This window comes from Gordonia sp. NPDC003422, from assembly GCF_053588675.1.
On the sequence record NZ_JBSFQL010000002.1, the window covers coordinates 257196 to 270870 of the forward strand.

General features: G+C 67.1%; 14 protein-coding genes. 9 read left to right on the forward strand and 5 right to left on the reverse strand.

Features of this window, described 5'->3' with window-relative positions; genetic code table 11:
- Positions 1-9: 9 nt before the first annotated feature.
- Genes glmS through ACWDTF_RS02925 form a run of 5 tightly spaced genes read right to left on the reverse strand, consistent with a single transcriptional unit; the run spans position 10 to position 4520 of the window.
- Complete coding sequence (glmS, locus tag ACWDTF_RS02905; RefSeq protein WP_355273746.1) at positions 10-1872, reverse strand: glutamine--fructose-6-phosphate transaminase (isomerizing); 1863 nt, start codon at positions 1870-1872, stop codon at positions 10-12.
- Positions 1873-1903: 31 nt separating this feature from the next.
- Positions 1904-2896 carry a dienelactone hydrolase family protein gene (locus tag ACWDTF_RS02910; RefSeq protein WP_449753927.1) on the reverse strand — a complete coding sequence of 331 codons (993 nt, stop codon included), beginning with the start codon at positions 2894-2896 and terminating at the stop codon, positions 1904-1906.
- An 18-nt stretch (positions 2897-2914) separates the two neighbouring features.
- A complete protein-coding gene (locus ACWDTF_RS02915; RefSeq protein WP_240856647.1) occupies positions 2915-3169 on the reverse strand; it encodes a hypothetical protein in 255 nt (84 codons plus the stop codon).
- Positions 3166-4158 (reverse strand): hypothetical protein, encoded by a 993-nt coding sequence (locus ACWDTF_RS02920; protein ID WP_449753928.1) that lies wholly within the window; start codon positions 4156-4158, stop codon positions 3166-3168. Before ACWDTF_RS02920 ends, ACWDTF_RS02915 begins: the two co-directional genes overlap by 4 nt.
- Positions 4155-4520 carry a hypothetical protein gene (locus ACWDTF_RS02925; protein WP_240856645.1) on the reverse strand — a complete coding sequence of 122 codons (366 nt, stop codon included), beginning with the start codon at positions 4518-4520 and terminating at the stop codon, positions 4155-4157. Before ACWDTF_RS02925 ends, ACWDTF_RS02920 begins: the two co-directional genes overlap by 4 nt.
- A gap of 156 nt (positions 4521-4676) precedes the next feature.
- On the opposite strand from ACWDTF_RS02925, the gene ACWDTF_RS02930 reads away from it, so the two are divergent.
- The 9 genes from ACWDTF_RS02930 (at position 4677) to ACWDTF_RS02970 (ending at position 13627) form a co-directional block, all read left to right on the forward strand.
- On the forward strand, positions 4677-5717 hold the full coding sequence (locus ACWDTF_RS02930) for an LLM class flavin-dependent oxidoreductase (RefSeq protein WP_449753929.1): 1041 nt from the start codon (positions 4677-4679) through the stop codon (positions 5715-5717).
- Positions 5714-7339: a long-chain-fatty-acid--CoA ligase gene (locus ACWDTF_RS02935; RefSeq protein WP_449753930.1), complete on the forward strand. Its 1626-nt coding sequence runs from the start codon at positions 5714-5716 to the stop codon at positions 7337-7339. Before ACWDTF_RS02930 ends, ACWDTF_RS02935 begins: the two co-directional genes overlap by 4 nt.
- Positions 7340-7377: 38 nt before the next feature.
- Entirely contained in the window at positions 7378-8580 is a 1203-nt protein-coding gene (locus tag ACWDTF_RS02940) for an LLM class flavin-dependent oxidoreductase (RefSeq protein WP_240856642.1), read from the forward strand.
- Positions 8561-9361: an alpha/beta fold hydrolase gene (locus ACWDTF_RS02945; protein ID WP_240856641.1), complete on the forward strand. Its 801-nt coding sequence runs from the start codon at positions 8561-8563 to the stop codon at positions 9359-9361. Before ACWDTF_RS02940 ends, ACWDTF_RS02945 begins: the two co-directional genes overlap by 20 nt.
- Positions 9358-10104, forward strand: a complete 747-nt coding sequence (locus ACWDTF_RS02950; protein ID WP_240856640.1) for an SDR family oxidoreductase — start codon at positions 9358-9360, stop codon at positions 10102-10104. Before ACWDTF_RS02945 ends, ACWDTF_RS02950 begins: the two co-directional genes overlap by 4 nt.
- Positions 10105-10224: 120 nt before the next feature.
- Positions 10225-10650, forward strand: coding sequence for a nuclear transport factor 2 family protein (locus ACWDTF_RS02955; RefSeq protein WP_240856639.1), 426 nt, complete (start codon positions 10225-10227; stop codon positions 10648-10650).
- A 49-nt stretch (positions 10651-10699) separates the two neighbouring features.
- The gene (locus tag ACWDTF_RS02960) at positions 10700-11791 is read left to right on the forward strand and encodes an LLM class flavin-dependent oxidoreductase (protein WP_240856638.1); all 1092 of its coding nucleotides are present in this window, start codon (positions 10700-10702) and stop codon (positions 11789-11791) included.
- Positions 11792-11933: 142 nt separating this feature from the next.
- Positions 11934-12386, forward strand: a complete 453-nt coding sequence (locus ACWDTF_RS02965) for a flavin reductase family protein (protein ID WP_276614663.1) — start codon at positions 11934-11936, stop codon at positions 12384-12386.
- Complete coding sequence (locus ACWDTF_RS02970) at positions 12383-13627, forward strand: bifunctional 3,4-dihydroxy-2-butanone-4-phosphate synthase/GTP cyclohydrolase II (protein ID WP_240856636.1); 1245 nt, start codon at positions 12383-12385, stop codon at positions 13625-13627. The genes ACWDTF_RS02965 and ACWDTF_RS02970 overlap by 4 nt, the downstream gene beginning before the upstream one ends.
- The last annotated feature ends 48 nt before the right edge of the window (positions 13628-13675 follow it).

Below are 13675 nucleotides of genomic sequence, written 5' to 3' on the forward strand. Positions count from 1 at the left end.
GGCCGCAATCTATTCGACGGTGACCGACTTGGCCAGGTTGCGCGGCTTGTCGACGTCGTAGCCGCGGGCCTGGGCGACGCTGGCCGCGAACACCTGCAACGGCACCGTGGTCACCAGCGGCTGCAGCAGGGTGGGCACCTTGGGGATCGGGATGAAGTCGTCGGCGACGGCCCGCGCGGCAGCGTCGTCGGGTTCGGCGATGACGATGGTTCGCGCGCCGCGGGCCTGGATCTCCCGGATGTTGCTGACCATCTTGGAGTGCAGCACGGCACGACCATCCGCCGACGGCATCACCGTGATGACGGGCAACTCGTCCTCGATGAGGGCGATCGGACCGTGCTTGAGCTCACCGGCGGCAAAGCCCTCGGCGTGCATGTACGCGAGTTCCTTGAGCTTCAGTGCGCCCTCGAGCGCCACCGGGTAGCCGACGTGGCGACCGATGAACAGCACCGTGTTGTGGTGAGCCAACGATCGGGCCAGGTCACGGACCGGTTCCATCGTCTTGAGCACTTCGGCCACCGCGTCGGTCATCGCCTCCATCGCGGCGAATTCGCGGGCCACCTCGTCGGCGTACTTGGTGCCGCGGGCCTGCGCCAGCGCCAGACCGACCAGATAGGCGGCCGCGATCTGCGCGAGGAAGCACTTGGTGGAGGCCACACCGATCTCCGGTCCGGCGTGGGTGTAGAGCACCGCGTCGGATTCGCGGGGGATCTGCGCACCGTTGGTGTTGCAGATGGCCAGCACGCGCGCCTTCTGATCCTTGGCGTGGCGTACCGCTTCGAGCGTGTCGGCCGTCTCCCCGGACTGCGAGATCGCGACGACCAGCGTCGAGCGGTCGAGCACCGGGTCGCGGTAGCGGAACTCGCTGGCCAGCTCCACCTCGACGGGGAGTCGGGTCCAGTGCTCGATCGCATATTTGGCGAGCATTCCGGCGTGATAGGCGGTGCCGCAGGCGACGACGAACACCTTGTCGACGTCGCGCAGGTCCTGATCGGTGAGGCGCTGCTCGTCGAGCACGATTCGACCGCCCTCGAGGTGCCCGAGCAGGGTGTCGGCGATCGCGCGCGGCTGCTCGGCGATCTCCTTGAGCATGAAGAAGTCGTAACCGCTCTTCTCCGCGGCAGCGAGATCCCAATCGATGTGGAACGGCTTGCCGACGCGCGGGTTGCCGTCGAAGTCGGTGATCTCGTAGGTGTCTTCGGTGATGACCACCACCTCGTCCTGCCCCAGCTCGACCGCATCGCGGGTGTGCTCGATGAACGCGGTCACATCCGAACCCACGAACATCTCGCCATCACCGACGCCGACGACGAGCGGCGTCGACCGGCGGGCCGCGACGATGGTATCCGGGTGATCGGAATGGGTGAAGACCAGCGTGAATGCGCCTTCCAACCGGCGCAGCGCGGCATAGGCACTGCCGACGAAGTCACCGGCGGCGGCACCGGTCGCATACTCGCGTTCGATGAGGTGCACCGCGGTCTCGGTGTCGGTGTCCGAGGTGAACTCGATCCCGGTTTCCTCGAGTTCGGCACGCAACACCGCGTAGTTCTCGATGATCCCGTTGTGGACCACGGCGATCTTGCCGTCGCTGCTCGCATGGGGATGGGCGTTGCGGTCGGTGGGCTTGCCATGCGTCGCCCACCGCGTGTGCCCCATCCCGGTGCTTCCGGTCAGCGACTCGCGTCCCACGGTCGCGATCTGCTTGTCGAGGTTCTCCAGCCGGCCGGCCCGCTTCTGGATCGCCGTATGGCCCTGACCATCGAGGATGGCCACTCCGGCCGAGTCGTAGCCCCGGTATTCCATTCGCCGCAGCGCTTCGACGACGATGTCCAGGGCGTCGCGCTGCCCCACGTATCCGACGATTCCACACATAGGTAGTCAGGGTACCTGTGCGGCGGGTGGATCAGGCCGACCGAGCGGGTCCTTCGGGGCGTGCGAGAGCGGCCGCGGCGACACGTGCGAGCGGATGACGCTTGCGCGGCTTTGCCCCGAGCAGCCTCGACACCTTGTCCAAGGGCTCGGGCGGGGGGTCGGCGAGGTCGACGACCACCGATTTCCCCAGCACCGCGTCGGGATCGACAAACGCCTGATACTCAGGGTCGTCGGTGAGGGTGTGCAGGAAGAATCCGGTGCACAGTGCACGTACAAACTGGTGGGTCTTCGGGTCGGCGCCGTGGCTGCCGATCAGCGATTTCAGCGTCCGTCGCTCGAGAAGACCGCGCGCGGTGGCGCCGGGCAGCGTGCGCAACACCACATCGGCAGAGGTGTCGTCCTCACCACTGGCCTGCCCGTAGACCTCGGCGAGCGGCAGCGCGTTGACGCCTACCGTGTCGATCTCACCGGAACCGGCGACGATCACACCTGGCGCGGTGACCAAACGTGCGGCGGGGACGAGTTCACCGGTTGTCGGGGCCGGAAACAGAGCCGCGACACCCCGGACGGGTGGTGGCGCCTGACCGAGGAGCTGCTGGTCGGACGCTGCGATGACGGCGGCCGACGCTCCGAAACCGTGCCCGGCGAGGCCGATGCGTGCCGGATCGACGGTCACCTTGCCGAGGCCGAGCGGCACGTTCGACACGATCGCGAGCGTCGAACGCAGATCGGCCGCGAGACCCACGTCGGAGGCGAGGAGACCACCTTGGCCTTCTGGGACGGCGACCACGATCCCCCACGACGCGAGATGGTGTATCAGATCGCGGTAGCGGGCCGAACCGGCCAGCCAGCCGTGCCCGAAGGCGATCGCGGGCAGCCGACGGCCCTCGTCAGGTGTGAACACTTGGCCCGCCACCCCGACGATTCCGAGGTCACCGCGGAGCACACGATGCGGGCCCCGCCGCGACAGGCGCGACATCAATTGCGCGGGCGACTGCGATGGCTTGCGCTTCTTGCCTGGCACAGCAGACAGCCTATGTGGTCATGCGTCGCCAGGTGGCAGATGGGGACTCGAGTCGGCGACATCGGCGGGCAGCATGATCCCGGGAAGGGCGTCCGCGGCGTCGGCCTGCTCCTCGAGTCCGGCGCGGACAGCCTGTGCCCCCACATCGGAACTGCGCTGCGCCGCATACTCCTTCGCGAGATCCTGCTGCGCGAGCGAGAAGGTTCGCGACGCGGCGGCGACCTCGGCGGTCGCGGCTCGCGCAACCTGCTCGATCTGGTCGGAAAGATTCACTGATCACCCGCCAGCGCCAGGTCTCCGTCTGAGGCAGTGGCGTCGGGCTGAGCTTGCCGGCTGGTCGATGACGTGGTTGCCGCACCACCCAACCGCAGTGGCACGTCGGCGGGCGTGGGCCGCCCACCCGGGCCGGGTTCGCCATCGACGATCACTCGCTCGGCCGATCCCGGAACAGTGCCGCCCTGAACACCGCCGCTCTGCACGCTGCTGCCCTGAACGCTGTTGCCCGCTGGAACGTCACCCACCGGGACGTCGTGCTGAGAGATCTCGACGCTCGGCAACGTCTGGTCCTCGACATGGGTGATGTCGCTGCGGGTCCGCACCACGTCGGGTCGGCCACCGGCGGGTTCGGGGTAGGACTCGTCGTCGAGGCCGGCGGTCGCCTTGTTGAGAAGTTCGAGAATCTGCACCACTCCGCGAGACGCCGCGTCGGCCGCCGTGGTGAACAGCTGGAATCGGGATGCGATGTCGGCGACGACGAGATCCAGCGGTACCCGACCGGTCAGGACCGCGCCCGGCAGGTCGGCGACCGGGCATCCGGCGATGGTCGGCTCGGCGACACGCGCGATGGTGAGGAGAAAGGTCCGAAGCAGACGGTCGATCCCCGCTGCTGCCGCCGAGGTCGCGTCGCTGAGGGTGCGTAACACGTGGAGATCGGACTCTGCCCGACGCTGATGGTTGATCACGGCGACGATCGCATCGTTCGCGGTGGAGCCGTGCCATCCGCGATCGAGCCGAATCTGCTGTTCGGGAAGGCGATGCAGGTGCTCGGACACCGCGCGGTGAGCAGCCAGCAGTCTGCGGCTGTCCGCCGACAACGCCGCGATGTCGAATCGGTCGGCGGTGGCCAGACGTGCATGGATGTCGGCATCCGACGGCACCGACACACCCAACGTGCGGCCGATGGCCGCGAACTCGAGCAGCTGGTGCACGCCGGCTCGCGCGTCGGCGCGCAACGCCGCGAGCGAATCACGAGACTCCCTCACGGCTGTCCACCGGTAGGGATCATGGCCGCTGCGGCCGCATCACCGGCGACCAGCTTCGAGGTGCCGGCGGTGAGCGCGTCCGCCAGTTCCGCAGCGGCTTGCGACTGTCGGCCCAACCGATCGGAGACGGCGGCGCTCATCGCTGCATAGCGGGCCGCGAGGGTTCTCATCAGCTCGGCGTCTGGGTGCGGTGTGGTGTCGGCGCGTCGCGCGTCGTCGATCTGGTCACCGTGTTCGCGCGCCCAGGTGCCGAACTCGTGCGCGGCGAGATCCTGCGAGACCGCACCGACCACCAGCGACGTGCGCCGATAGAACGCCGCCACGTCGGACACCTCGTCGGAGTCGACTTTCACACGGTTCATTGATCGGTCCCCTTCCACACGCATCCAAAGACTTGGACGCAGACGCCCCGATTGTGGTTCCGGTCACGGGCATTCTCTCCCGGATTTGGGTTTTCCGACAAGCCGCAGGGCACCCGGACCTTTCCTTCCCCCTGTGATCGCGGCCACAGTCGTGGCATGAGCACACACTTCGGACTCTGGTACGACTTCCGCAATCCGGCCGGCGACACCAACGGCACCCCACCGAGAAGCTTCTCCACCCTGTATCGAGAGGCGCTCGACCAGATGGTGTGGGCCGAATCGCTGGGAATCGATTCGGTGTGGCTGACCGAGCACCACTTCATGGCCGACGGCTACACGCCCTCGCCGTTCGTCATCGCCGGGGCGATCGGCGAGCGCACCAGCCGACTGCGGATCGGCACCAATCTGATCGTGTCGCCCCTGCACAACCCGATCCGGTTGGCCGAGGACGCCGCCACGCTGTCGCTACTGACCGGCGGCCGGTTCGACCTCGGCGTCGGGCAGGGCTATTGGGAGCCGGAGTTCGCCGCCTTCGGTCGCAGCCTGCGTAATCGACCGAGCCTCCTCGAAGAGGGCGTCGACATCATCCGGAACTGCTGGTCGGGATCGGATGAGCCGTTTGCGGGCCGCCGCCTGAGCAAACCTGCTCTGCCGGTGACGCCGACGCCGGAATCCGTCCCGGCGCTGCTGGTGGGTGCGATGGCCGATCCCGCCATCGAGCGCGCGGCACGCATCGGCGACGGGTTCCTGAGCACCCAGAACGCACACCACGCGTCGTATCTCGCGGCGGTCGACAAGCTCGGCAAGCCTCGTTCCGAGGCCCGGATCTACGCGGGCCAGTGGGCGATCATCGCCGACGATCCGGAGCGGGAGTGGGCCCGCATCGGCAAGCATGCGCTCTACCAGATCAACCAATACATCGAGATGGGTGCGTTCGGTCCCATCCCCCAGTTCACCGATCCCGCACAACTCGTCGAGGCCGGGTCGTACACGTTGTGGGATGCCGACACCGCGGTCTCCGAGATCAGCGAATTGCTGCGTGCCACACCGGAGATCGTCGACGTCCATTTCTGGGCGCAGTTGCCCGGTGAGTCGGTGGAATCCGGTAGTGCGCGCGTCGAACTCCTTGCCACCGAGGTCATCCCACGCGTTCGCGCCCGGCTCGCCGATCCCGAGCCGGCCGAGGTGCTCGCATGACCGACGCCGCGCCACTGGTGATCACCGACTTTCTCTTTCGGGCGCGAGAGATGTTCGGCGACAAGCTCATCATCGACCACGTCGACGGTGTCGAGACGATGCGCTATGACTACCGCACCTACTCCGACCGGGTTCTGCGGTTGGCCGCCGCCCTCGTCGCACGTGGTGTCCGCCCGGGCGACCGGGTGGGCACCCTGGCCTGGAATCACCACCGGCACTTGGAGCTCTACCTCGCGATCCCGCTCGCCGGCGCGGTCCTCCACACGATCAACATCCGCCTCGAGGCCGACGAGATCGCCTACATCGTCGACCACGCCGACGACACGCTCGTCTTTGCCGATCCTTCGCTGGAGCACCTGCTGTCGGAGGCGCGACGGCGCCGTCCGGACATGCCCGTGGTCTCCCTTGATGACGGCGAGTACGAGGACCTGATCGCCACGAACCCACCTCTGACGCAGCCGGTTCCCCGCCGCGACGACGACCTGGCCGCGCTCTGCTACACCTCCGGCACCACCGGATCGCCGAAAGGCGTTGGATATCGCCACAAATCGTTGTACCTCCACACCTTTGCCGCTTGTCTGGCCGACGGTCACGCGATCAGCGAGCGTGATCGCGTGCTGCTCGTGGTGCCGATGTTCCACGCCAACGCCTGGGGAGTTCCGTTCGCGGCGTTGATGTCCGGCGCCGATCAGGTTCTGCCGGGTCCGCATCCCGCTCCCGCCGCCATCGCTGCCATCATCGAAAGACACCAGGTCACCTACACCGGCATGGTGCCGACCGTCGCGGTCGACCTCGTCGCCCATGCCATTCGTGAGCACATCGACCTCACCTCACTGCGAGCACTCGTACTCGGCGGCTCGACACCGAGCACCGGGCTGATCCGCGACATCGAGGAACGACTGGGCGTGCCGGCCTTCCAGGGCTGGGGAATGACGGAGATCTCCCCGATGGCCACCTTCTCTCGACCGCCCGCCTCGGTCGCCGACGACGACTCCGCGGCGCGCGCCGACTACATCCGTAAACAGGGGCGCCTACTGCCCGGACTGCGGTGGCGCCTGCTCGCCGACGACGGGTCCGACGCCCCGCACGACGGCGTCAGCCGTGGCGAGGTCCTCATCCGCGGGCCCTGGGTCGCCACCGAGTACTTCGGCGACCCGCACCCGGATCGCTTCGTCGACGGCTGGTTGCGGACGGGCGACATCGGCACCATCGACTCCCGCGGCTACCTCGAGATCGTCGACCGGGCGAAGGACCTGATCAAGAGCGGCGGTGAGTGGATCAGCTCGGTCGCATTGGAGGAACAGTTGCTCGCCCATCCGGCGGTCGCCGAGGCCGCCGTGGTGGCGATGACGCATCCTCGCTGGCAGGAGCGGCCCGTCGCCTTCGTCGTCGGCGCCGGGGACGCCCCATCCGACATCGAGGCTCTGTACGCCGACCTTCGCGAACGGCTGCCCCGGTGGTGGATTCCCGACCACATCGTCGTCGTCGACGCATTGCCCCGCACGAGCGTCGGGAAACTCGACAAGCGCACCCTCCGTGAGCGGGTGTCGGCCGACCCACCTTTGTGGGAACCCACAAACGGCGCAGCGGAGCCGGTACCGGTGGCGGCCGCCGATTCCTAACGTGTCAGGTATCACATCGAGAACGGAAGGGATCGGGCATGAAGTTCAGCGTGTTCTACGTGCTCGAGACCCCCGACCGCGATTTCCGCCGGGCCTACGACGAGATGCTTGCGCAGGTCGAGATCGCGGAGGAACTGGGCTTTCACGAGGTGTGGCTCGCCGAACACCATGGCAGCGACTACGGGTCCATGCCGTCGCCGCAGATCGCCGCCGCAGCCATCGCCGAGCGCACCGAACGCATGCGCATCGGCATCGCGGTCAGCAACCTGACCTTCAACTGGCCGGTGCGCATCGCCGAGGACTACGCGATGGTCGACGTGCTCTCGGGCGGCCGCCTCGACCTCGGAGTCGGACGCGGCTATCAGCCACACGAGTTCCGGGCCATGGGCGCGCAGGATCGTCGCGACGTCAGCCGGGAGGTGTTCGCCGAGGCGCTGCAGATCATCAGCGGCCTGTGGACCAAACCGGTCGGGGAACCGTACACGTTCATCGGCAAGCACTTTCAGATCGTCGAGGCCGACTGCCGCCCCGGCGTCCTCCAGCGTCCTGCACCTCCCATCTACATCGCGTCGATCTCGCCGGAGACCTTCGATCTGCTCGCCGACGACGGACACAACCTCCTCGTCACCCCCACCCTGATGACGCTGCCCGAACTCAACGGCTTTGTGGTTCGCACCAAACGCGCCCTGCTCGACCACGGATGTGAACCCACCGCCATCGACTTCCCGATGAACTGGCAGATCCACCTGGCACGCGACGAGCAGACCGCCGTCGAACGTGCTCGCGAGCCGTTGCGCTGGTATTTCGACACCGTCATGTCGGCGATCCCCCAGGGCTCCGACGCCGTCGGCTACGAGCGGTACGCCGAACTCGCCGCCAGCGCCGGCGAGGGAGCGATGAGTCTCGACGGCCTCCGCGAGGGCGGCGTCTGCTACCTCGGTGACCCGGCCGGACTCGTTCGCGAGATCGAGATCCTGCGTGAAGAGACCGGACTCGATCACCTGATCTGCTGGATGAAGTTCGGCGGCATGGCCCACGAGCACGTCGTCGAGTCGATGGAACTCCTCGCCGAACACGTCATGCCCGTCTTCGCCGACGCACCCGCGCTCCTGCCCCGAAGCCTGCGGGACCATACCCCTAAATCGCACGGCAACAGTATCTTTGACGATCTGTCCACCGCCGAACTGCTCGACCTCGAATCCCATCAAGAAGGAGAACACCATGAGCTATCTCGCCGTTGAGAACGACCGCCGCATCTATTTCGAACACCACACCGGCACTGGCCGCGCAGTGGTCCTGTTGCACGGCTGGGGCGCCAACACCCGATGCTGGGACACCGTCGCGCCGGCACTGCGCGCCGCCGGCCACGAGGTCGTGCTCATCGATCTGCGGGCATGCGGTAAGTCCGACAAGGACTTCGACGACGTCTCGATCGACAGCGACGCCGCCGACGTGGTTGCCGTGGTCGACCACCTGTCGCTTCAAGCGCCGGTGATCAACGGATGGTCGTTCGGAGGTGCCGTGGCGACTGCTGCCGTCGCGAAACTCGGCGACCGCGCAGGTGGACTCGTCCTCACCGGCGGCGCGTCGCCGCGCTACACCGCGACCGACGACTGGCCGCACGGCGGCACCGTCGACGACGTCGAGCAGGTCCTCGCCAGTGCTGCTGCCAATCGGGCCGACACCTTCCGCGGTGTGGCACAGGCCGTGTTCTCCGAACCACCGAGTGACGATGTCCTGAACTGGATCTGGGGCATGTTCATGGAGATGGGACCCCTCGGCGACAACTCCCTGCGCGACCTCGCGCGCATCGACCTCCGCAAGGAGCTCGCCGCGATCACCGCCCCTATCCTGTCGCTGCACGGCACCGACGACGCCTTTGTCCCGTACTCCGGCGCGCAGGCCGCCGTCGAGTTGGCCGTGAACGCACGGCTCGTCACCTTTGAGGGCTGCGGACATGCGCCGTTCCTGCAGGACCGCGACCGCTATCTCACCGAGCTGCAGGAGTTCCTGAAAGCATGAGCACGCAACCGGCAAACACCCGGCCCCTGGTCTGGATCGTCACCGGCGGGTCCCGCGGAATCGGCCGCGCGGTGGTGGAACGGGTGACCGCACAGGGTGATCACGTCATCTCGCTCGCGAGAGGGGTGGCCACCTCGCCCTTCACCCATCCGCAGCGGGTGATGGAGATCAAGACCGACGTCACCGACTCCGACTCGGTCGGGCGCGCGATGAAAACCGTTGCCGAGGAATACGGTTCCGCGCACGCGCTGATCAATGTCGCCGGCGTCCACCGCGGCGGCCGGATCGACGACCTCACCCGCGAATCCTGGGATCTGGTGCTGGCCACCAATCTCACCGGCGCTTTCGAGATGTCCCGAGCGGCCGTCCCGCTTCTCGAATCCGGCTCCGCCATCGTCAATGTCGGTGCAGTCGTAGGCCTGCGCGGCTTCCCCGGCGACGTGGCCTACGGATCCGCGAAGGCCGGATTGTCCGGCATGACGCAGGTTCTCGCCGCGGAACTGGCCCCGCGCAACATCCGGGTCAATCTCGTCGTGCCGGGTTTTGTGGATACCGACATGACGTCGGGTCTGTCCGAACGGGCACGCGCCCGCATCGTGTCGTCCATCCCGGCCGGCCGAACCGGAAAACCCGAGGAGATCGCGCAGGTCATCGTCGATGTCGCAGGTGCCACCTACATGTACGGCGCCACCGTGCCGGTCGACGGCGGTCTGCTGAACTCCTTCAGCGGTGGTGCGCGCTGAGGCCTGTTGTGGCAACCCACAACAGCTCCCAACTCGGCCGGTGACGCAGACCACACTTTTCCATAGCGTCTGTACTGCAAACGAATTCAGCACTCGCTGACACCACAGAAGGAGTAACCGGTGGCAACCAGTACCGCGAACGTCAGTCTCGAGCAGCAGAACAAGGAGCTCGTCGCCGATTTCATGGAGGTGTTCTCGACAGGCGATGTGGAGGGAATTCTCTCCTACCTGTCCCCCACCGCGACCTGGTGGGTGGGCGGCACCATCGACGGGATCTCCGGCACCAAGGACAAGCAGGCGTTCGGCGAGATGCTGTCGAGCTTGTCCACCGCCACCACCACCGGTGCCATCCGGCTCACCCCGTTGGCGTTCACCGCCGAAGGCGAGCGCGTCGCGGTCGAGACCGAGTCGTATTCGGAGATGACCAACGGTCGCGTCTACAACAACCTCTACCACTTCGTCTTCGTGGTACGCGACGGCAAGATCGAGACGGTCAAGGAGTTCCTCGACACCGAGCACACCCGCGCCGTCTTCCTCGCACCCTGACCACAACTCCCCCAATCACATTCACCTCTCAACCCTCAAGGAGCCCCACATGGACGTCGGCATTCTTCTGGTCTTCCAGAACTATCACGAGAACATCAGCGACGAAGAGGTCTTCCGCCACGACCTCGAACTCGGCGTGCTCGCCGAGAAGGTCGGATTCGATTCGGTCTGGTCGGCCGAGCACCACTTCGACGACTACTCGATGTGCCCCGACAACTTCGCGATCCTGTCGTATCTCGCCGGCCGCACCTCACGGGTGAAGCTGGGCCTCGGCGCGGTCATCCTGCCGTGGAACGATCCGCTGCGGGTGGTCGAGAAGGCCGTCATGCTCGACCAGATGTCGGGTGGCCGTGTGCTTCTCGGCATGGGCCGCGGACTGGCCAAGATGGAGTACGAGACCTTCGGCATCCCCATGGAGGACGCACGCTCGCGCTTCAACGAGGGCGCCGACGTCGTGATGCGCGGCATCCGCACCGGTCTCGTCTCCAGTGAGGGACCGAACTTCCCGCAGGTCGAGGTCGAGGTCCGCCCGCGTCCCAACCCGACGACCAGTTGGGACGGAAGGCTTTTCGCCGCCGCCATGTCGCCGGATTCGGTGCCGATCGTGGCCGACATGGGCGTGCAGATGATGACCTTCATGCAGTTCCCGTTCGAGAAGCATGCCGAGCAGATCAACGGCTGGAAGCAACTGTTCCGCGATGCCCAGGGCACCGAACCCGGCCCGCCGGTCATCCAGGACTTCGTGATCTGCCACGAGGACGAGGAAGAAGCCCGACGCCTCGCCTACGAGCACATCAACCGGTACTTCCTGTCGGTGATCAAGCACTACGACTTCGCCGGCAAGCACTGGCGCGAGACACCGGGCTACGAGACCTATCAGGCAGGCGCCGACATGATCCGTGAGGCGGGCATGGAAGCTGCGGCCGACGCGTATGTGGAGGCCAACGTCTACGGCACGCCCGAGCAGATCGTCGAGAAGTACGCCCACCGGCACGAGTTGATCGGCGACTTCCTGCCCAACGCGGCGTTCTCCTTCGGCGGACTCCCACTCGCCGAGGCCGAGAAGAGCCTGAAGTTGTTCGGCGAGAAGGTCGTTCCCGAAGTGCACAAGATGACCGCCAAAACACCGGTCGGCGTGTAACGCCCGACCGCCCACCAGGCAACCGTGGCGCCGGTGCCGCCCATCCGCGCCGGCGCCACGGCCCCCCAACCCACAGATCTTCCAGGAGTTCACAGTGAGCGATCCAATCGCCGATGGCGTCGTACCCGAGTTCCGTGAGGTGATGTCGCGGGTCTGCACCCCCGTCGCCGTCGTCACCGCATTCGACGGCGAACGACCGCACGGCACCACGGTGAGTGCGTTCACCTCACTGTCGATGACTCCGCCGATGGTGCTCGTATCCCTGGACCGCGGCTCCGATCTGCTCGCAATCATCCGCGAGACAGGCACGTTCGGCGTCAATGTCCTGGCCCACCAGCAGGCCGACGTCGCACTGCAGTTCGCCCGCAAGGGCGCCGACAAGTTCGACGGCGTCGACTGGACCGCAGACGCGGGCCTACCGCGGCTCACCGGGTCGTCGGGCTGGCTCGCCTGCACATCCGAATCCCTGGTCGATGGTGGCGATCACGTCATCGCCCTCGGCAATGTCGTCGCCACCGGGCACACGTCCGCCGACCCGCTGACCTATCACGCGCGGATCTTCGGTACACATCGCGCGCTGGAGATCGCGTCATGACCGCCGCCATCGGGCCCGCCGAGGCCGTGTCGCACGCCGTCGCAGCCATCGCCGCGGGTGGTCTCGCCGTCGTCATCGACGACGCCGACCGCGAGAACGAGGGCGACCTGATCGGTGCGGCGTCGTTGGTCACCGACGAGGCGATGGCGTTCATGGTGCGTCACACCACCGGGATCATCTGCGCACCCATGACCGACGAACGAGCGCGTGCACTCGACCTGCCGCAGATGGTCACCCACAACACCGACGCGCACGGCACCGCATTCACCATCACCGTCGACCACGTCGACACCGGTACCGGAGTGTCGGCGGCCGATCGGGCGGCCACCGTGCGTGCGCTCGCCGACCCCACCACCCGCCCGGCCGACCTGCGGCGCCCCGGTCACGTCTTCCCGCTCCGTGCTCGCGAGGGCGGCGTCCTCACCCGCGCCGGCCACACCGAGGCGGCCGTCGACCTGGTCACGATGGCCGGTGTCGGAGACGTCGGCGTGATCGGTGAGATCGTCGCCGACGACGGCACCATGCGGTGCGGCGACGACCTGCTCGCCTTCGCCGCGGCGCACGACCTCCCGGTCCTGCGGATCGCCGACCTGGTCCATCACCGCAGTACATCGACATCGCTGGTGCATCAGGTCGCCTCGGCCACCATGCCGACGGTATTCGGCGACTTCCGGGCCGTCGCCTACCGCAGCGAACTCGACGGCACCGAGCACCTCGCGTTGGTGATGGGCGACCTCGCCGCAGCCAGCCACACCGACCGCGGAGCCCTGGTGCGGGTCCACAGCGAATGCCTCACCGGTGACATCCTCGGATCCCTGCGCTGCGACTGCGGGTCACAGCTCGAGCAGGCCCTCGCCGCGATCGCCGAAGAAGGCTGCGGCGCGGTGGTCTACCTGCGCGGACACGAGGGTCGCGGGATCGGGCTCGCACACAAGATCCGTGCCTACGCGCTGCAGGAGCAGGGGCTCGACACCGTCGACGCCAACACCGCGCTGGGCCTGCCGGTGGACTCCCGCAGCTACGGCGTCGGGGCCGCCATTCTCGCCGATCTCGGAGCCCGTCGATTGCGTCTGATCACCAACAACCCCGCGAAGTACGGCGGGCTCGACGGTTTCGACCTCGAGATCGTGGGACGCGTCGGGCTACCCACCGTCACGACACCGCACAACGTGCGCTACCTGCGGACCAAACAGGAACGCATGGGGCACGTACTCGAGGCGCAGGCCGTCACCGGTGCCTGAAAACCGCTGCTAGTGTGATCAGCAGCACACCGTTTCACGTTCGAGGTG